The following is an 18,007-nucleotide window of genomic DNA, read 5'->3' on the forward strand; positions in this document are numbered from 1 at the left end:
GTGCCCGGGCCGCGTCGTGACAGAATCGACCTCATGTCTGAGACCCCCACGAGCCACGCCGCTCCCTCGTCATCGTCCAGCCGCCTGCTGCCCTCCGAGCCCCACAGCCCGCGAGTGCCGGCCAAGGTGTCGACCGACGGCCTGGAGACCACCTGGGGCGAGCGCTGGGAGTCCGAGGGGACCTACGCCTTCGACCGCAGCGCCGAGCGCGCCGAGGTCTTCTCGATCGACACCCCGCCGCCGACGGTCTCCGGCTCCCTGCACGTGGGGCACGTCTTCTCCTACACCCACACCGACACCGTGGCCCGCTTCCAGCGCATGCGCGGCAAGGCGGTGTTCTACCCCATGGGCTGGGACGACAATGGCCTGCCCACCGAGCGCCGCGTCCAGAACTACTTCGGGGTGCGCTGCGACCCCTCCCTGCCCTACGACCCTCACTTCACTCCCCCGCACACCGGTGGTGAGGGCAAGTCGATCAAGGCCCGCGACCAGGTGCCGGTCTCGCGTCGCAACTTCGTTGAGCTGTGCGAGCGCCTGACAGTGGAGGACGAGAAGCAGTTCGAGGCCCTGTGGCGCAGGCTCGGCCTGAGCGTGGACTGGTCGCACACCTACCAGACCATCGGCGAGCGGGCCCGCAAGGTCGCCCAGACCGCTTTCCTGCACAATCTCGAGCGCGGTGAGGCCTACCAGGCGGCGGCGCCGGGCCTGTGGGACGTCACCTTCCAGACGGCGGTGGCCCAGGCCGAGCTGGAGTCTCGCGAGTACCCCGGCTTCTACCACCGTCTGGCCTTCCACATCGTCGATGAGGAGGCCGCCGCCAAGGCCGAGGCCGCCGGCGCCCCGGTGGAGAACGGCGTCGACGTGTGCATCGAGACCACCCGCCCCGAGCTGCTGCCCGCCTGCGTGGCCCTGGTGGCCCACCCCGATGACGAGCGCTACCAGCCCCTGTTCGGCACCACGGTGGCCTCCCCCGTCTTCGGCGTCGAGGTGCCGGTCCTGCCGCACCCGGCCGCGGAGAAGGACAAGGGCGCCGGCATTGCCATGTGCTGCACCTTCGGTGACACCACGGACATCGACTGGTGGCGCGACCTTCAGCTGCCGCTGCGCGCGATCCTGCGCAAGGATGGGCGCATCGAGACGGAGACTCCCGAGTGGATCACCTCCGAGGCCGGCCGCGAGATGTACGAGGCCATGGCCGGCAAGACCGCCTTCTCCGCCCGCGAGGCCCTCGTGGCCCGCCTGGCCCAGACCGGTGAGATGCGCGGCGAGCCCGTCAAGACGGTCCGTCAGACGAACTTCTTCGAGAAGGGCGACAAGCCCCTGGAGATCGTCACCTCCCGCCAGTGGTACATCCGCAACGGCGGTAAGGAGTGGACGAACCCGGCCTCCGGCACCGACCTGCGCGAGGAGCTGCTCGAGCGCGGCCGCCAGCTGGAGTTCCACCCCGACTTCATGCGCGTGCGCTACGAGAACTGGGTGCGCGGCCTCAACAACGACTGGCTGATCTCGCGTCAGCGCTTCTTCGGCGTCCCCTTCCCGCTGTGGTACAAGGTCGACGCCGACGGCGAGGTCGACTACGACGCGATCCTGACGCCGGCCGAGTCCGAGCTTCCTGTGGACCCGTCCTCCGACGTCCCGGCCGGCTACACCGAGGACCAGCGGGGCGAGCCCGGCGGATTCGTCGGCGAGCTCGACATCATGGACACCTGGGCCACCTCGTCCCTGTCGCCCCAGTTGGCCTCGGGCTGGCTAAGCGACGAGGACCTCTTCAGCCGGGTCTACCCGATGGACCTGCGCCCGCAGGGGCAGGACATCATCCGCACCTGGCTGTTCACCTCGGTGGTGCGCGCGGACCTGGAGTTCGCGGCCCTGCCGTGGCGGAACGCCGGCCTGTCGGGCTGGATCCTGGACTCCGATCACAAGAAGATGTCCAAGTCGAAGGGCAATGTCGTCACCCCCATGGGCCTGCTGGAGCAGTACGGCTCCGACGCCGTGCGCTACTGGGCCAGCTCGGCCCGCCTGGGCCTGGACGCAGCCTTCGAGGAGACCCAGATCAAGATCGGCCGGCGCCTGGCAATCAAGGTCCTCAACGCCTCCAAGTTCGCCCTGTCCATGGGGATCCCCTGGGACGCCGACGAGGCCACCGTGGCCGCGGCTCCCGCCCCCTGCCTGGATGCCTCGGTGGTCAGCGAGCCGATCGACCGCGCGGTCCTGGCGGCTCTGGCCGACGTCGTCGACACCGCCACGGCGGCCTTCGAGGAGTTCGGCCACGCCCGGGCCCTGGAGGTCACCGAGTCCTTCTTCTGGACCTTCTGCGATGACTACATCGAGCTGGTCAAGGACCGGGCCAATAACTTCGACGGCTCTCACGACGCCGACGCCGTCCGCTCGGCGCGGGCGACGCTGGCGATCGCCGTGGACACCTTCGTGCGCCTGCTGGCCCCCTTCCTGCCCTTTGCCACCGAGGAGGTGTGGAGCTGGTACCGCACCGGCTCGGTGCACCGGGCCGCCTGGCCGCAGTCCGAGGGTCTGCGGGAGGCCTCCGCCGGGGCCGACGCCGAGCTGGTAGCCCGTGCGGGAGTCGCCCTGGCGGCGCTGCGCAAGGTGAAGTCGGAGGCCAAGACGAGTCAGAAGACGCCGATCCTCTCGGTGACGTTGGCCGTTGCTGACGACCGGCCCGAGTACGCCGAGGCCATCGAGGCGGTGCGTGCGGATCTGACCGAGGCCGCCAAGGTCACCGGTCCCTTCACCGTGGAGCAGGCCGCCCCGGCAGCCGACTCGGCTGAAGGCGCCTCCCAGGTGACCGTGACCGCCGCCGAGCTCGGAGAGGCCCCGGCCAAGAAGAAGTAAGCCGCAAGGCCCCGGTCCTCTGTTGAACAGTGGCGCCGCCCCCCTCTTCGGGGCGGCGCCACCGTCGTCGCAGGTATGTTCATCGCTGCCTGCCTGCGATCTCATACACCGGTCCCGATGACGATCAACCTCGAACCCCTGGAACCCGCCGGCCGCGAGTCCTTCATCGCCGACCTGCAGGAGGCCTTCGAGCACTTCGTAGGCGACGCACGAGCCTCATTCATCGACACGTTCCTGCTCGAGGACGGAACCGTCAACCCCGCCGCCCCTCCGATCCTTCCGCGAGAGGACATTGAGGAGTCACTCAACAGGTCCGAGGCCCAGGCTCTGCGCATCATTGAGGACGGTACTGCGGTCGGCGGCGTCATCCTCACAGTGAAGGGAAATCGCGGAGAGATCGAGATTCTCGCGATCAATGCAAGCGCGCACGGACGCGGCATCGGCGCACGCGCATGGACCGCCATCGAGGAGGCGTACCCCGATGTGCGGGTGTGGGAGCTGGTGACCCCTTACTTCGAGGTGCGCAACATCCACTTCTACGTCAACAAGTGCGGTTTCCACATCGTGGAGTTCTTCAACGAGCACCACCCCGCCCCCTCTGCCCCGGGCATGGACAAGGACCTCTCCTTCCGCTTCGTCAAGTATGTGGGGCTCCCGGAGTAGGGGGTGGACGCATTCCGTAGCGGCTCCGACTATTCCTGATGGCGTGCCGTGGAGCCGCGGTCGGTGAGGACCGCGGGTATGAGCCTGCGGCGCTGGGGCGGATCCGGTTCCCCCCTGAGGCGGCTCAGGAGAAGTGAGCCCGCCTCAGTCCCCATGGCCTCACGGTCCACACTGAGCTCGCTGAAGGCCTCCCCCTGGCGGCCGCTGTCCTGCGTGACCCCGAGGGTGAGCACGGACAGGTCCGCGGGAACGGACAGCCCGTGGGCCTGCGCCGCACAGGCCAGTCCCACCACGGCGGCGGGGTTGTTGGACAGGACGGCGCTGCACCCCTCGATGAGGCCGCCGGCCTCGACGATGTCGGCGCCGGCCAGCGCCGCCTCCGGCACCTGGCGCACCAGGACATCCACTCCCAGCTCCTGCGCGGCGCGCAGGAGCTCGTGGGCCTGGTTCTGACGGGCATGAGCGTCGTCGGAGGCGGTCTCCCGCATGAGCGCGACGATGCGGCGGTGCCCGAGCCCGGACAGGTGCTCCACGCCGGCGTGCGCCAACTGAGCGAAGTCCGCGTCAATAGCGGGCGCCCCACCGGCGCGATCGGAGGAGCCGATGAGGACGGCAGGGACCTTCTCCTCCAGCAGCATCGCCTCGCGCTCATCGCCGTCGGCCACGTCCATGAGCACCACCCCGCCCAGGGCGCCGGAACGCACGAGCGAGCGCAGCTCGATCAGCGGCGCCGAGGAGGTCATGACCGGGATGACGACCTGGATCCCGCTGGGCGCCAGTGCACGGCGCACACCATCGACGTAGTCCAGGTCGTTGGCGTCGATGGTGGAGCGTTGGCGTCGGAAGAGGACTCCTACGGTGCGCAGCACCGGCGAGGCCAGTGAGCGGGCGGCGGTGTTGGGGTGGTAGTCGAGCTCGCGCACGGCCCGCATGACTCGTTCCCGGGTGCTCGAGCTCGTCGAGCGCTGACCGCTCAGGACGTAGGTGACGGTCGAGGGCGACACGCCCGCCGCCCGGGCCACGTCAGCGCGGGTCGCCGCCATCGGTTCCTCCAGCAGAGGGCCCCAGCCAGCAGGCGCCGTTGGGCGGCACGACGACGGCATCCACGGCGCCCGTCGCATCCACTGATTCCGTTCCCTCAACCTCGCTCCGGCGCCAGGAGGTGATGAGGGGCCTGCCGGCCCCCTCGATCGCCACCGGCTGCTCGGTGGTGTTGAGGACGATCCCAGTGGTGCCGTTGCGCAGGTGCAGGACCCCGGGCTCGCTGTCCAGCCACTCCACTGCCCCGCGCCCGAGTCGGAGCTCGCGGCGCAGGGCGATGGCCCGCCGGTACATGGTGAGGGTGGAGTCCTCGCGTCCCTCCTGGGCCTGGGGCGAGTACTCGCCCCAGCCCTCGGGTTGGGGCAACCAGGTGCGGCCGGTGGCGTTGTAGCCGTAGGAGGCCCCGTCCCGCGTCCAGGGCAGAGGGACCCGGCATCCGTCGCGCCCCGGTATGAGGTGGTTGGTGCGCTCCCACAGGGGGTCCTGACGAGCCTCGTCCTCCATGGTGGTGTGCTCGGGCAGTCCGAGCTCCTCGCCCTGGTAGAGGTAGGCGCTGCCGGGCAGTCCCAGCATGAACAGGGTGGCGGCACGCGCTCGGGCCAGGCCGAGCTCGGCGTCGGGCTGGGGGTCCATGGGGCCGATCCCGGGGTCGGTGTCCATGTCGGCGGGGTAGGCCAGGCGGGAGGCGTGGCGCACGACGTCGTGGTTGGACAGCACCCAGGTGGCGGGCGCCCCCACGGCACCGTACTCGCTCAGGGAGACATCGATGACGCGGCGCAACTCGTCGGCGTCCCATCCGGCGCCCAGGAAGGGGAAGTTGAAGGCCTGGCTCATCTCGTCGGCGCGCACGTACTGGGCGGCATCAGCCTCCGTGGGCACCCAGGCCTCGGCGACCAGGAGGATGTCCGTGCCGACCTCGTCCAGGACACGGCGCCACTCGCGGTAGATGTCGTGAACCCCGGGCTGGTTGAAGGCGGGTCCAACATCGGGCAGCTTCTCGTGGGCCGTGTCTTCATCCGGGGAGCCGGCGACGTTCCACCGGTCGGGGCCGAGGTCGTCGTCGGGCAGACCCTCGGCCTTGACCAGACCGTGGGCGACGTCCACGCGGAAGCCCTCGACGCCGCGCTCCACCCAGAAGCGCAGGAAGGTGCGGAAGTGCTCGTGGACGTCCTCGTTGGACCAGTTGAAGTCGGGTTGCTCGGCTGCGAACAGGTGGAGGTAGTACCAGCCCCGGTCCTCGCTGCGGCCGGTGAGCGGCTCCACCGGCTGCCAGGCCGGCCCGCCGAAGAGCGATCCCCAGTTGTTCGGGGCGCCGTCGTCGCTGTAGCGGAAGATGTAGCGGTCGCGCTCGGGGGACCCCGGCCCCGCCTCCAGGGCGGCACGGAACCAAGGATGCTGGTCGGAGGAGTGGTTGGGGACCAGGTCCACGATGACGCGGATGCCGGCCTCGTGGAGGTCGGCGATGAGGGCGTCGAGGTCCTGCAGGGAGCCGTACTCGGGGGCCAGGTCGAAGTAGTCCGAGACGTCGTAGCCGGCGTCGACCTGGGGTGAGGGGTAGAAGGGCGAGAGCCACACGGCGTCCACGCCGAGTGCCACCAGGTGGTCGACGTGCTCCCGGATCCCCTGGACATCGCCGATACCGTCGCCGTTGGCGTCGGCGAAGGAGCGCGGGTAGATCTGGTAGATGACGGCATCGCGCCACCAGGCGTCGGTGTCGGTGCGCGATACAAGTCCGTGCTGACGGGCACTGGTCGAGGTCATGAACAGGTCCTATGTCGGGCCGCGGCACTGCGGCCAGGTGAAAGAGAAGACGAGGGATGAGGGAGTGGGAGGTCGGGAGACGACCAGCGTCGTCCCGAACGATCTCTGTGGGGCGTCAGTGCGGTAGTGCCGCCCCACAGAGACGAACGGGTGATGGGCGGGCTCTCCGGTGAGCCGAGCCCAGGCTTGCAGCCGCCCCTACTGCTTGAGACCTCCTGCGGCCAGTCCGGCCACGATCCGGCGCTGGAAGAGCAGCACCATGACGACCAGCGGCAGCGTCATGATGACTCCGGCCGCCATCTGTGAGCCGAAGGGCGTGTTGAACTGGGAGTCCCCGGTGAACTTCGACAGCAGCACCGTGGCCGGCTGCATGGAGGGGTTGATAATCATCGTGACGGCCACGAGGAACTCGTTCCAGGCGCCGATGAAGATGATGATGGCGGTGGTGAAGATTCCCGGCGCGGCCAGCGGGAGGATGACCTTGCGGAAGGCCTGGCCGGGGGTGCATCCGTCAACCATGGCGGACTGCTCGAGCTCCTGGGGCATCTGCCGGAAGAAGCTCGTCAGGTTCCACACCGCCAGTGGTAGGGAGAAGGACAGATCCGGGACGATCATCGCCTGATAGGTGTCCGTCCAGCCCCAGGCGGCGAAGTTCTTCAGCAGGGGCACGATGATGGCCACGAGCGGGAACATCGAGGTGGCGATGATGAGGAGCATCAGCACACCCTTGCCCCGGAAGTCGAGGCGCGCCAGGGCGTAGGCGGTGAAGGTCGCCACCGCCAGCGCCACGATCGTCACGATGATCGAGACGACCAGGGAGTTGATGAGGCCGTTGGCGAAGTCGTTCTTCTCGGAGAAGACCGCCTTGTAGTTCTCGAAGGAGGGGTGGCGGGGCCACCAGCTGTTCTCGAAGATCTCACTGTCGGGGCGCAGGGAGGAGACCAGCATCCAGTAGAAGGGCGCCAGGCAGTAGATGACGATGAGGACGATTCCGACGGTAGAGAAGAGGCTTCCCCAGTCCCTCTTGGTCTTGCGGACCGGTGCAGCGGTGGAGGTGCTCATGCCTGCTGGCTCCTTTCAGTAGCCGTCTGGGAGGCCGGGGTGGAGGAGCCGGAGCGCTTGAAGAAGGCACTGACCGGCAGCTTGCGCTCATTGCGCTTGCGTCGGGCCTCGTCGTTACCACTGATGTCGGTGTTGGTGATCTTCAAGAACGCGACGGCGAAGACGAAGACGTAGAGGAACAGGATGAGGGCGTAGGCCGCGGCACTGCCGTAGCGCGAGTTGGAGCTCTCGTCCTGGACCAGCATGGAGAGGGTCTCCACGCTGCCCTTTCTGGGGCCGATAAGGATGTAGGGCAGGTCGAACATGCGCAGGGCGTCCAGGGCACGGAAGACCACGGCCACGACGAGCGCGGGCTTGACCAGCGGCAGGGTGATGGAGGTGAAGCGTTTCCAGGCGCTCGCGCCGTCGATCTTGGCGGCCTCATAGACCTCGTCGGGAATGAGCTGGAGCCCCGCCAGGGTGAGCAGCCCGATGTAGGGCGCCGTCTTCCACACGTCGGCGATGATGATGGCCATCTTGGCGCTCAGATCCCCTGAGGCCCACATGACGTGCTGGCCCAGGATGGCGTTGGCGACGCCGTTCTGGTTGAAGATCCAGCCCCACAGGATGGCGGAGACGGCGGTGGGGATCGCCCAGGGCACGAGGATGGAGGCACGCACGATGCCGCGTCCCTTCATCGCCTTGTGCATGATCAGCGCCATGGCCACGCCCAGAACGGTCTCCAGGACCACGGTGACCACGCCGAAGAGGGTCGTGTTGTAGAAGGCCACCCAGAACCTCTCACCGGCGCTGGAGAAGATGTCGGTGTAGTTCTTCAGCCCAACGAAGGGCTCAGTGGTGGAGAAGAAGCCGTCGTCCTTCAGCCGGGGACGCCCGAAGAGCGACTGGTAGAGGGACTGAGCGATGGGGATGAGGATGACGATCGTCAGCACCAGCACCGTGGGCGAGATGAGCATCCAGGCCAGACGGGCCTGCGCCTTAGAGCTCTTGGACTGGTGATTGACGACTTGCTCGGAGTGCGTCGTGGTACTCATGACTGTCCTTTGACCGTCCTTGTTGACATGACCGGTTTGTCTCAGGGGGCACCGCCCGCTGCGGCGGCCGTTGCTGTGGCCTTACCCCTCCAGCTTCTTCAGGCTGCCGCTCAGGCCGGCGATGACATCCTTGGAGGACCGGCTCCCCGGCTGCTGGATCGCGGGATAGATGCTGTCCTGGATCTTCGCGGTGACGTCGCCGTAGTAGACGGCCTGAGGGCGGCTCTTGGCGTTCTCGAGGCTCTTCTTGAGGATCGGCAGGTAGGGGAACTCCTTGAGGAGCTCGGGGTCGTCGTAGAGGGATCCGAGGATCGGGGCGAGCGTCTGGGTCTTGAGCTGGTAACGCTGGGACTCCTCGTTGATCCACCACTTGACGAACTTCAAGGCGGTCGCCTTGTTCTTGGACCCCTTGGTGATGGCGCAGTTGTGCCCACCCAGCGTGGAGACGAAGGGCTTGCCCTCGATGCTCGGTAGCGGTGCGACGTCGAACTTGTCCGTTCCCAGGGACTCCTTGTTGTTGGCGTACTGGTAGGGCCACTGCCGGTAGAAGAGGAGGTCGCCCGACTCGAAGGCGTTACGTCCGTCCTCCTCCTTCCACTCCAGGGACTCCTTGGGGATGTATCCCTTGGCGAAGCCATCGATGAGCCACTGCAGACCGGTGGCTGACTCGGTGGAGTCGAGGATGACCTGGGCATCGTCGTTGTAGAAGCCACCGCCGGCGGTGTGGATGAACTCCGAGGCGCAGCAGGTCAGGCCCTCATACTTGGCGAACTGACCGCCGAACCCCCCGATGTCCTTGTGGTCGGGCAGCGCCCGGACCTTATCGATGGCGGCCTTGACCTCATCCCAGGTCTTGGGGACCGCCACACCGGCCTTCGCCAGGAAGTCCTTGCGGTAGTACATCATCGGAGCGTCTGTGACGAAGGGGACCGCGAAGAGCTTGTCCTTGTAGACGCCCGTCTTCCAGACGGGGTCGAGAATGTCGTCATTCTTGAGCTCGTCCTGGGGCAGCTCGACCACCCACCGGTTGGCGGCGAACTCCGAGACCCAGACATTGTCCAGCGAGACGACGTCGTAGGCGTTGGAGTTGATCCTGGCGGCGTTGACGAGGGCAGTGCGCTGCTGGTCGGCCTCGGCGGAGAGCTCGATGAGCTTGACCTCCTCGCCGGGGTTGGCCTTGTTCCACTCATCGATCCTGGCCTGCACCTTGCCGCCCGAGTTGTCCTTGCCCTGGACCCAGGTGATTGGTCCGGTGCCTTCAAAGGTGACGGGACCGTCGTCGTCTCCGCGTGAGGTGGAGCAGGCCCCGACTGAGGCCAGCGCCGCAGCCAGGGCTGAGCCCTGGATGAACTGACGACGGGGTAGGGGTGTCATGTGTGTTTCCTCCTTGAAACTGCTGCGGAGCCCACCGGCTCCGTTCCGGAAGGACCCACATCGTCGACGCGCGTCGACTTGGGCATGAGAGGCACGTTACACATCTGCAATCTCCCGGTCAAGCCATTTTTCACTCGCCATCTCGGATGCCTTGAGAGGAACCTCCGAACCACAGGCTCCCCTGCCATCCCCCACACCCCACGATCTCCACGGGACCGCTGCACACCTCCTGTGAAAACCTCCACAGCCACCCTCTCCTTCTCTCACCTCAACGGTGCGCCGCCCTTTCCGCCGCCTGACACAATGAGGCCGTGAGCTCTCACCACTCCTCGCCCCAGGCCACCAGCACCAGGCCGCCGCGCTATCCCGGCCACATGGCCGACGGGGTCTCCAGCACTGAGATCCCCTTCCAGCCCGAGGCGCACTGGTCGGTTCCGTGGCTGCTCGCCGATCGCATCGCCCGCAGCGGTGACCATCCGCTCGTGGCCCGCAAGTCACCCCTGTCCGGGGACTGGCAGGAGGTCTCGGCCCGGGCCTTCGGCGAGGAGGTGGCCCACGTGGCCGCGGGTCTCATCGGCATGGGGCTCGAGCCGGGCACCGCTGTCGGCATCATGGCGCACACCTCCTACGACTGGTTCCTCCTGGACATGGCCATCGCCCGCGCGGGCCTCGTCTCGGTGCCCATCTACGAGACGAGCTCGGCCGAGCAGGTCGAGTGGATCGTCACCGACTCCGACGTGCGTCTGGTCATCACCGAGAGCGGCACGCTGGCCGAGCTCGTACGCGGCGCCGTCGCCGGTATCGAGCAGCCGGTGAGGGTCCTGGCACTGGACTCCGACGCGATCACCACGATCGTCCAGGCGGGCTCGGGCGTCAGCCCCTCCCAGGTCGACCAGCGCACCAACGCCCTCAAGGTCGACGACGTCTACTCCATCATCTACACCTCCGGCACCACGGGCCGCCCCAAGGGCGTCGAGCTCACCCACCGCAACGCCGTCGGCATCCCCTATCACGGGGTGCGCTACCTGCCCGGCGTCCTGTGGGGCGGCGATGTACGCCTGCTGCTGTTCCTGCCGCTGGCCCACGTCTACGCCCGCTGCCTCCAGCTGCTGTCCCTGGCCGGCGAGGGCGTGCTGGGCCACACCCCAGACGCCAAGACCCTCCTGCCCGACCTGCAGTCCTTCGCCCCCTCCTACATCCTGGCCGTCCCGCGCGTCCTGGAAAAGATCTACAACGCCGCCGACGCCAAGGCCGGCAGCGGCGCCAAGCTCAAGCTGTTCCGTTGGGCCGCCAAGGTCGCCATCGCCTACTCCCGCGCCCTGGACACCCCGGAGGGCCCCTCCCGCGGCCTGCGTCGGGCGCACGCCGTGGCCGATCGTCTCGTCTTCCGCAAGATCCGGGGACTCATGGGCCCCAACGCCCGCTTCATCATCTCCGGTGGAGGGCCGCTGGGACAGCGTCTGGGGCACTTCTACCGCGGACTGAGCCTGGTCATCCTGGAGGGCTACGGCCTGACCGAGACCATCGGCCCGGTCAGCGTCAACACCGACTGGCTCAACAAGATCGGCACCGTCGGTCCGCCCGTCTGCGGCAACGAGATCCGCATCGGTGAGGATGACGAGATCCAGGTCCGCGGCATGGGCGTCTTCTCCACCTACCACAACAACTCCGAGGCCACGGCCGAGGCCTTCACCGCCGACGGTTGGTTCCGCACCGGCGACATCGGCGCCCTCGATGATGACGGCTACCTGCGCATCACCGGACGCAAGAAGGAGCTCATCGTCACCGCCGGCGGCAAGAACGTCGCCCCCGCCCAGCTCGAGGACCGCCTGCGCGGTCACCCGCTCATCAGCCAGGTGCTCGTGATCGGGGACGGGGAGCCCTTCATCTCCGCACTCATCACACTGGACAAGGAGATGCTCCCCCAGTGGCTGCGCAACCACGGGCTGGCGGCCATGGACGTGGTCGAGGCATCCTCCCACCCGCAGGTGCTCGCCGCCCTGGACCGGGCCGTGGCGCGCACGAACCGCGCGGTCTCCCGCGCCGAGTCGATCCGCGCCTTCCGGGTGCTGGCCACCGACTTCACTGAGACCAACGGCCTGCTCACCCCGTCGCTGAAGGTCAAGCGCGGCCCGGTCATGGAGGCCCACGCCGACGTCATCGCGGACATCTACAGCTCCACACGCAAAGGACCGCAGGAGTAAACGGGAGCAAACGTCACCACTCGCCTCAGGCGGGCATACTTACGACCATGACCGACGCCTCCGCCCGACCAGCCGACTCCAACCCCTCCGCCTCGTCCGGAGAGCACACCACCGAGCTCCTGGTCCCGGTTCATGACGGCATGACAACACCCTGGGCGCTGGCCGAGCGCGTGCGCCGCAGTCCCGACGGCGGGCTCATCGCCCGTAAGTCCCCCTTGGGACGGCGCTGGCGGGAGATGAGCGCCAGCGCCTTCCGCACCCAGGTGCGTGAAGTGGCCGCGGGACTGGTGGCCCGAGGTCTTCAGCCCGGAGACGCCGTCGGCATCATGTCGCACACGTCGTATGAGTGGACGTTGCTGGACTTCGCCGCCTGGGAGGCGGGCCTGGTCGTGGTCCCCGTCTACGAGACCTCCTCGGCCGAGCAGGCCCAGTGGATCCTCACCGACGCCGGCGTGAAGCTCATCATCGTGGAGAACGAGGCCATGGCCTCCATGGTCGGCGCACTGGCCTCCACCGTGCCCGAGCTGGAGAGTCTGCAGGTGCTGTGCGTCGAGCGCGAGGACGTCCCGGGGCTCATCAAGTCCGGTCGAGGCGTGGACGCCGGCGAGCTCGACCGGCGCACCGCGACCCTGACCTCACAGTCCTTGGCCACGATCGTCTACACCTCCGGCACGACCGGCCGCCCTAAGGGCGTCGAGCTCAGCCACGGCAACCTCGTGCACCTATGCGTCAACGTCTGCCCGCACGTACCCGAGGTCCTGGGCGGGGCCGAGGTCCGTTTCCTGCTGTTCCTGCCCTTGGCCCATGTGCTCGGCCGGTTCGTGGAGATCGCGATCGTCTGCTCGCGCTCGGGTGTGCTGGGGCACGTGCCCGACGTGCGTAATCTCGTCAACGACCTGGGCTCCTTCCGACCCACGGCGGTCCTGGCCGTGCCACGGGTCTTCGAGAAGATCTACAACGCTGCGGACGCCAAGGCGACCGGCGCCAAGCAGAAGGTCTTCCGCCTGGCGGCCAAGACCGCGATCGCCTATTCGCGGGCCCTGGACACGCCCGAGGGACCATCTCGCCGGCTCAAGGCTCAGCGCGCCGCCTTCGACAGGCTCGTCTTCTCCACCCTGCGCTCCGTACTAGGAGGGCAGGTCACGCACGTGGTCTCCGGGGGCGGGCCTCTGGGCGAGCGCCTGGGGCACTTCTACCGCGGCGCCGGGGTCACCGTCCTGGAGGGCTACGGCCTGACCGAGACCATGGGACCGTGCAGCGTCAACCTGCCAGACGCCACCCGGATCGGGACGGTCGGCACCCCGCTTCCCGGCTGCGCGATCCGCCTGGATGACGACGGAGAGATCCTGGTTCGAGGCATCGGCACCTTCGCGGGTTACCACGACAACCCCGAGGCCACGGCCGAGGCCTTCACCTCCGATGGCTGGCTGCGCACCGGGGACATCGGCTCCTTCGAAGGCGCCGAGGGCTTCCTGAGGATCACCGGGCGTAAGAAGGAGCTCATTGTCACCGCCGGGGGGAAGAACGTCGCTCCGGCCCCGCTGGAGGACCGTCTGCGGGGTCACCCGCTGGTCAGTCAGGTGCTCGTCGTGGGCGAGAACCGGCCATGTGTCGGGGCACTCGTCACCCTGGATGCGGAGATGCTGCCGCTGTGGCTGTCCTCCCACGGGCTGGAGGAGATGACCGTCGTCGACGCCGCCCGGGACCCGCGGGTACGCGCCGCCCTGGAGAGGGCGGTGGCCCGGACCAATGAGGCGGTTTCACGGGCGGAGTCGATCCGCACCTTCGAGGTGCTGCCCACGGACTTCACGGTGGCCAACGGCCTGCTGACCCCCTCGCTCAAGGTGCGTCGCGCCGAGGCGGAGAAGCGCTTCTCGGCCGAGATCGAGGCTCTCTACACGCGTACGCCGCTCGTCCCCAGCACCACTGTCTCACCGTCGCAGAACTGAGAAGGATCAACGGCAGAGGCGGACGCCCCCGGCTGCTCGCGGGATCAACTCTTGACTCCTACGGCTCCGTCGGCTTGGTGCGCTCGGCCTCGTGGTCGTCGCGGATCTCCTCGTGGTGCTGGATGACCTCGGCGACGATGAAGGTGAAGAACTTCTCGGCGAAGATCGGGTCAAGACCGGACTCCTCGGCCAGGGCCCGCAGACGCGCCACCTGCTGCCTCTCGCGCCCGGGGTCGGCCGGCGGCAGGTCCAGCCGGGCTTTGAGCAGGCCGACCTGCTGGGTGCAGCGGAAGCGTTCGGCCAGGAGATGGACAAGGGCGGCGTCGAGGTTGTCGATGGTGTCCCGGTAGACGGCCAGCTGCGGAGGAACACCGCCCTGCCCCTCGCTCATGCGGTCCGACTCCGCTCCCCCACCTTGTTCGTCGAGCGCAACGTGCCCGATCCGGACTGGTAGTTGGGCTTCCCGGTACCCCTGACGGCATCGGCGTCGACGACGACGCGCCCGACCTCAGGCAGAGAGGGGACCTCGAACATGGCCTGCCCCAGAACCTCCTCGACGATGGAGGTCAGCCCACGGGCACCGGTCTTGCGCTCCAGGGCGAGGGAGGCCACCGCCTCAATGGCCGCATCGGTCAGCTCCAGCTCGACGCCGTCGAGACTGAAGAGGTACTGGTACTGCGAGACCAGAGCGTTCTTGGGCTCGGTCATGACGCGTACGAGCTCACGCACTCCCAGGTCCTGGACCGTGGCGATGACGGGCAGGCGGCCGATGAACTCGGGAATCAGGCCGAACTTGTGAAGGTCCTCGGGACGCACCGGCGAGGTGAAGACGTCCTGCGAGCCGGTGCTACTGGTCAGCTGCGCCCCGAAGCCCACCATCTGGGCACCGGACTCCTTGCGCTGACGCTGGCGCACGATCTCCTCGATACCGGCGAAGGCGCCGGCGGCGATGAAGAGAATATTGGTGGTGTCGATCTCCAGGAACTCCTGGTGCGGGTGCTTGCGCCCGCCGCCGGGCGGCACGGAGGCCGTTGTCCCCTCGATGATCTTGAGCAGTGCCTGCTGAACGCCCTCACCCGAGACGTCGCGGGTGATCGAGGGGTTCTCCGCCTTGCGACCGATCTTGTCGATCTCGTCGATGTAGATGATGCCCTTCTCAGCACGCTTGACGTCGCCGTCAGCGGCCTGAATGAGCTTGAGGAGGATGTTCTCCACGTCCTCACCGACATACCCCGCCTCGGTCAGAGCCGTGGCATCCACGATGGCGAAGGGGACGTCGAGGAGGCGAGCCAGCGTTCGGGCCAGATGTGTCTTACCGGTCCCGGTGGGGCCCAGCAGGAGGATGTTGGACTTGCCCAGCTCCAGGCCGTCGCCCTCAGCCACGGAGCGCTCCTTGACCTGGACACGCTTGTAGTGGTTGTACACCGCCACGCTCATGGCGCGCTTGGCGGCCTCCTGACCGATGACGTACTGGTTGAGGAAGTCGAAGATCTCCTGGGGCTTGGGCAACTCGAGAGGCACACCGGCGCCGGAGTCGCTCAGCTCCTCATCGACGATCTCGTTACACAGCTCGATGCACTCGTCACAGATGTAGACACCGGGCCCGGCGATGAGCTTCTTGACCTGCTTCTGGCTCTTGCCGCAGAAGGAGCACTTGAGCAGATCCACACTCTCAGCGTTACGTGCCACAGTTTCCTCCAGGTTCGTCATCGGCCCCCCGCGCCCGGGCGGCCCTGCGTCAGCCTACGGGCTGAGTCGGCAGGTGCGCCGAGGACATGGCGGCGTGTCCAGTCCGCAATATGCCACGTTGAGCAACACGCTGCCAGCGTTTGCGAGTTTTATTTCCACCGACTGTGCGTGCGGCGCTCCCGCCGATCGCGGAGGGGAGCACCGCACGCAGTATCAGCACAGCGTCGATTGCCCGGTCAGCACCCCGACAACTCCTCAGGAGGAGTGCGGGGAGGCCGGGGCCTTGCGAGACGTGAGCACCTGGTCCACGATCCCGTACTCCTTGGCGGCTGTGGCCGTGAGAATCTTGTCGCGCTCGAGATCGGCGTGGATCTTCTCTCGGTCCCGACCGGTGTGCGCGGCCAGGGTGTCCTCCAGCCAGGAGCGCATGCGGTCGATCTCGTTCGCGACGATCTCGATGTCGCTGGCCTGCCCCTGCATCCCCTCCATGGCGGGCTGGTGGATGAGGACGCGCGCGTTGGGCAGCGCCAGGCGCTTGCCCTCGCTGCCTGCGGCCAGGAGCACGGCGGCGGCGGAGGCCGCCTGCCCCAGGCAGACGGTCTGCACCTGCGGCTTGATGTACTGCATGGTGTCGTAGATGGCTGTCAGTGCCGTGAAGGATCCACCGGGGCTGTTGATGTACATGGTGATGAGGCCGTCGGGGTCCTGGGACTCCAGGACCAGGAGCTGGGCCATGATGTCATCGGCGGAGGCGTCGTCGACCTGGACGCCCATGAAGACGATGCGGTCCTCGAAGAGCTTGGCGTAGGGGTCCTGACGCTTGAAGCCGTAGGCGGTGCGCTCCTCGAACTGGGGCAGCACGTAGCGGGCCTGCGGCATGGCACCGGCCTGGCGGGCGATGGCCTCGAAGTAGGGACGGGTCGAGGACATGTCAGTTGTCTCCGTTCTGCTTGCCGATCTCCCGGCTGGAGCGCACGATGTGGTCGACGAAGCCGTACTCCAGGGCCTCCTGGGCCGAGAACCAGTGGTCGCGGTCGGAATCGGCGATGATCTCCTCCACCGTGTGCCCGGTGTTGGCCGCGGTGATCTCTGCGAGCTCCTGCTTCATCTTGATGATGAGGTCGGCGTTGATGCGGATGTCGGTGGCGGAGCCCCCTGCACCGCCGGAGGGCTGGTGCATGAGCACGCGGGCGTGCGGGGTGAGGTAGCGCTTGCCCTTGGCACCGGCCGACAGCAGGTGCTGTCCCATGGAGGCGGCCAGGCCCGTGGCCACGGTGGCGACGTCGGGCTGGACGTACTGCATGGTGTCGTAGATGGCCATACCGGCAGTCACCGAACCACCGGGGCTGTTGATGTAGAGGTAGATGTCCCGCTCGGGATCCTCGGCGGCCAGCAGAAGCATCTGAGCGCAGATGGCGTTGGCGTTGTCGTCACGCACCTCGGATCCGAGCCAGATGATGCGCTCCTTGAGGAGTCGGTTATAGATGGAGTCGGTCAACCCCAGACCCGCGCCAGCGGCGTCGGCTGCCTGGGGAGGGGCGACCGCAGCGGGTGTGTAGAGCTCGCTCACGTCAGTCCTCTCATGGTCGGTGTCGCCAACGCTAACGCGACGGCCCCGGCCACCATGCCCGCCATCGCACCCTTTTCGCCAACGGCGCAGGTGCACCGGCCGAGGGAGGACCCACATCGAGCATCCCTCTACGATCACGGCGTCTCCTCAGGTGGTCGGAGCCCCGACGGAGCACCCCTCGGCCGCGTCACCGGTACTGTCTGCCCTGACGGTCGTCGTCCGGCACCCGGGATGCCACAGCCTCATGGCGTGGTCGACTCGGCCCTCACAACCCTCACCGCCCTCATCACCCACATCGTCCAGCACCGAAGGAGCACACATGCCCCCCTCATCCAGCACCCCATCCACCGAGTCCCTGTTCCGGCTCGGTCTCAATGCCACTCTCCCCATCTCCGAGGAGGCCACCACCTCGCGGGTCGTCGTCAATAACGACATCCTGCGCACCGTCGTCTTCACCTTCGACGCCGGTCAGGTCCTCACCGAACACTCCTCCCCCCGGGCAGTGATCGTCACGCTCCTGGAGGGCGAGATGGACTTCTCCATCGGCGAGCGCACCGAGAGGATGGGAGCCGGGGACGTCATCTATCTGGCACCCGGCGACCGTCACGCCCTGACGGCCGTGACGCCGTGCCGCATGCAGCTGGTGATGGTCGACGTCGACAAGGTCGTTGCGGCGACCGAGAAGTAGCCCAGGAGCGGGCAACCGCCACCAATCAGCAGCCGGCCGGTCGACGGCCGCCACCGCATGGGGTGGGGAGCGAAGCACTGAGGTGTTCGCCCCCACCCCACATCCTTGTGAGATCCACTAAA

14 protein-coding genes are annotated in these 18,007 nt (G+C 67.6%); 5 read left to right on the plus strand and 9 right to left on the minus strand.

Going from position 1 to position 18,007, the window contains the following annotated elements; translation table 11 throughout:
• The first annotated feature begins 33 nt into the window (after positions 1–33).
• Together valS and BKH28_RS09995 are read left to right on the plus strand one after the other, a co-directional pair.
• The gene (gene valS, locus BKH28_RS09990) at positions 34–2,850 is read left to right on the plus strand and encodes a valine--tRNA ligase (RefSeq protein WP_075418660.1); all 2,817 of its coding nucleotides are present in this window, start codon (positions 34–36) and stop codon (positions 2,848–2,850) included.
• A 117-nt stretch (positions 2,851–2,967) separates the two neighbouring features.
• A complete protein-coding gene (locus BKH28_RS09995) occupies positions 2,968–3,513 on the plus strand; it encodes a GNAT family N-acetyltransferase (RefSeq protein WP_075418661.1) in 546 nt (181 codons plus the stop codon).
• A gap of 29 nt (positions 3,514–3,542) precedes the next feature.
• Here BKH28_RS09995 and BKH28_RS10000 read toward each other — a convergent pair whose 3' ends face one another.
• The 5 genes from BKH28_RS10000 to BKH28_RS10020 form a co-directional block, all read right to left on the minus strand.
• Entirely contained in the window at positions 3,543–4,556 is a 1,014-nt protein-coding gene (locus BKH28_RS10000; RefSeq protein ID WP_075418662.1) for a LacI family DNA-binding transcriptional regulator, read from the minus strand.
• Positions 4,537–6,315 carry a glycoside hydrolase family 13 protein gene (locus BKH28_RS10005; protein WP_075418663.1) on the minus strand — a complete coding sequence of 593 codons (1,779 nt, stop codon included), beginning with the start codon at positions 6,313–6,315 and terminating at the stop codon, positions 4,537–4,539. The genes BKH28_RS10000 and BKH28_RS10005 overlap by 20 nt, the downstream gene beginning before the upstream one ends.
• 198 nt (positions 6,316–6,513) lie before the next feature.
• Positions 6,514–7,377, minus strand: a complete 864-nt coding sequence (locus BKH28_RS10010) for a carbohydrate ABC transporter permease (protein WP_075418664.1) — start codon at positions 7,375–7,377, stop codon at positions 6,514–6,516.
• Positions 7,374–8,411 (minus strand): carbohydrate ABC transporter permease, encoded by a 1,038-nt coding sequence (locus tag BKH28_RS10015; RefSeq protein ID WP_075418665.1) that lies wholly within the window; start codon positions 8,409–8,411, stop codon positions 7,374–7,376. Before BKH28_RS10015 ends, BKH28_RS10010 begins: the two co-directional genes overlap by 4 nt.
• Positions 8,412–8,492: 81 nt before the next feature.
• Positions 8,493–9,785 carry an ABC transporter substrate-binding protein gene (locus BKH28_RS10020; RefSeq protein ID WP_075418666.1) on the minus strand — a complete coding sequence of 431 codons (1,293 nt, stop codon included), beginning with the start codon at positions 9,783–9,785 and terminating at the stop codon, positions 8,493–8,495.
• A 374-nt stretch (positions 9,786–10,159) separates the two neighbouring features.
• On the opposite strand from BKH28_RS10020, the gene BKH28_RS10025 reads away from it, so the two are divergent.
• Positions 10,160–11,989, plus strand: coding sequence for an AMP-dependent synthetase/ligase (locus tag BKH28_RS10025; RefSeq protein ID WP_256695770.1), 1,830 nt, complete (start codon positions 10,160–10,162; stop codon positions 11,987–11,989).
• Positions 11,990–12,036: 47 nt separating this feature from the next.
• Positions 12,037–13,938, plus strand: a complete 1,902-nt coding sequence (locus BKH28_RS10030) for an AMP-dependent synthetase/ligase (RefSeq protein WP_075418668.1) — start codon at positions 12,037–12,039, stop codon at positions 13,936–13,938.
• Between the two features lie 58 nt (positions 13,939–13,996).
• Here the strand turns inward: BKH28_RS10030 and BKH28_RS10035 are convergent, their stop codons facing one another.
• The 4 genes from BKH28_RS10035 to BKH28_RS10050 all read right to left on the minus strand — a co-directional run bounded on the left by BKH28_RS10035 (position 13,997) and on the right by BKH28_RS10050 (position 17,197).
• Positions 13,997–14,329: a chorismate mutase gene (locus BKH28_RS10035; protein ID WP_075418669.1), complete on the minus strand. Its 333-nt coding sequence runs from the start codon at positions 14,327–14,329 to the stop codon at positions 13,997–13,999.
• Positions 14,326–15,627, minus strand: a complete 1,302-nt coding sequence (gene clpX, locus BKH28_RS10040) for an ATP-dependent Clp protease ATP-binding subunit ClpX (RefSeq protein WP_075418670.1) — start codon at positions 15,625–15,627, stop codon at positions 14,326–14,328. Before clpX ends, BKH28_RS10035 begins: the two co-directional genes overlap by 4 nt.
• A gap of 255 nt (positions 15,628–15,882) precedes the next feature.
• Entirely contained in the window at positions 15,883–16,557 is a 675-nt protein-coding gene (locus BKH28_RS10045) for an ATP-dependent Clp protease proteolytic subunit (RefSeq protein WP_075418671.1), read from the minus strand.
• Position 16,558: 1 nt separating this feature from the next.
• Positions 16,559–17,197, minus strand: a complete 639-nt coding sequence (locus BKH28_RS10050) for an ATP-dependent Clp protease proteolytic subunit (RefSeq protein WP_003786603.1) — start codon at positions 17,195–17,197, stop codon at positions 16,559–16,561.
• A 319-nt stretch (positions 17,198–17,516) separates the two neighbouring features.
• On the opposite strand from BKH28_RS10050, the gene BKH28_RS10055 reads away from it, so the two are divergent.
• Positions 17,517–17,885, plus strand: coding sequence for a cupin domain-containing protein (locus BKH28_RS10055; protein WP_075418672.1), 369 nt, complete (start codon positions 17,517–17,519; stop codon positions 17,883–17,885).
• Positions 17,886–18,007 lie beyond the last annotated feature (122 nt).

It is taken from the genome of Actinomyces oris (genome assembly GCF_001937665.1).
Lineage (GTDB): Bacteria > Actinomycetota > Actinomycetes > Actinomycetales > Actinomycetaceae > Actinomyces > Actinomyces stomatis.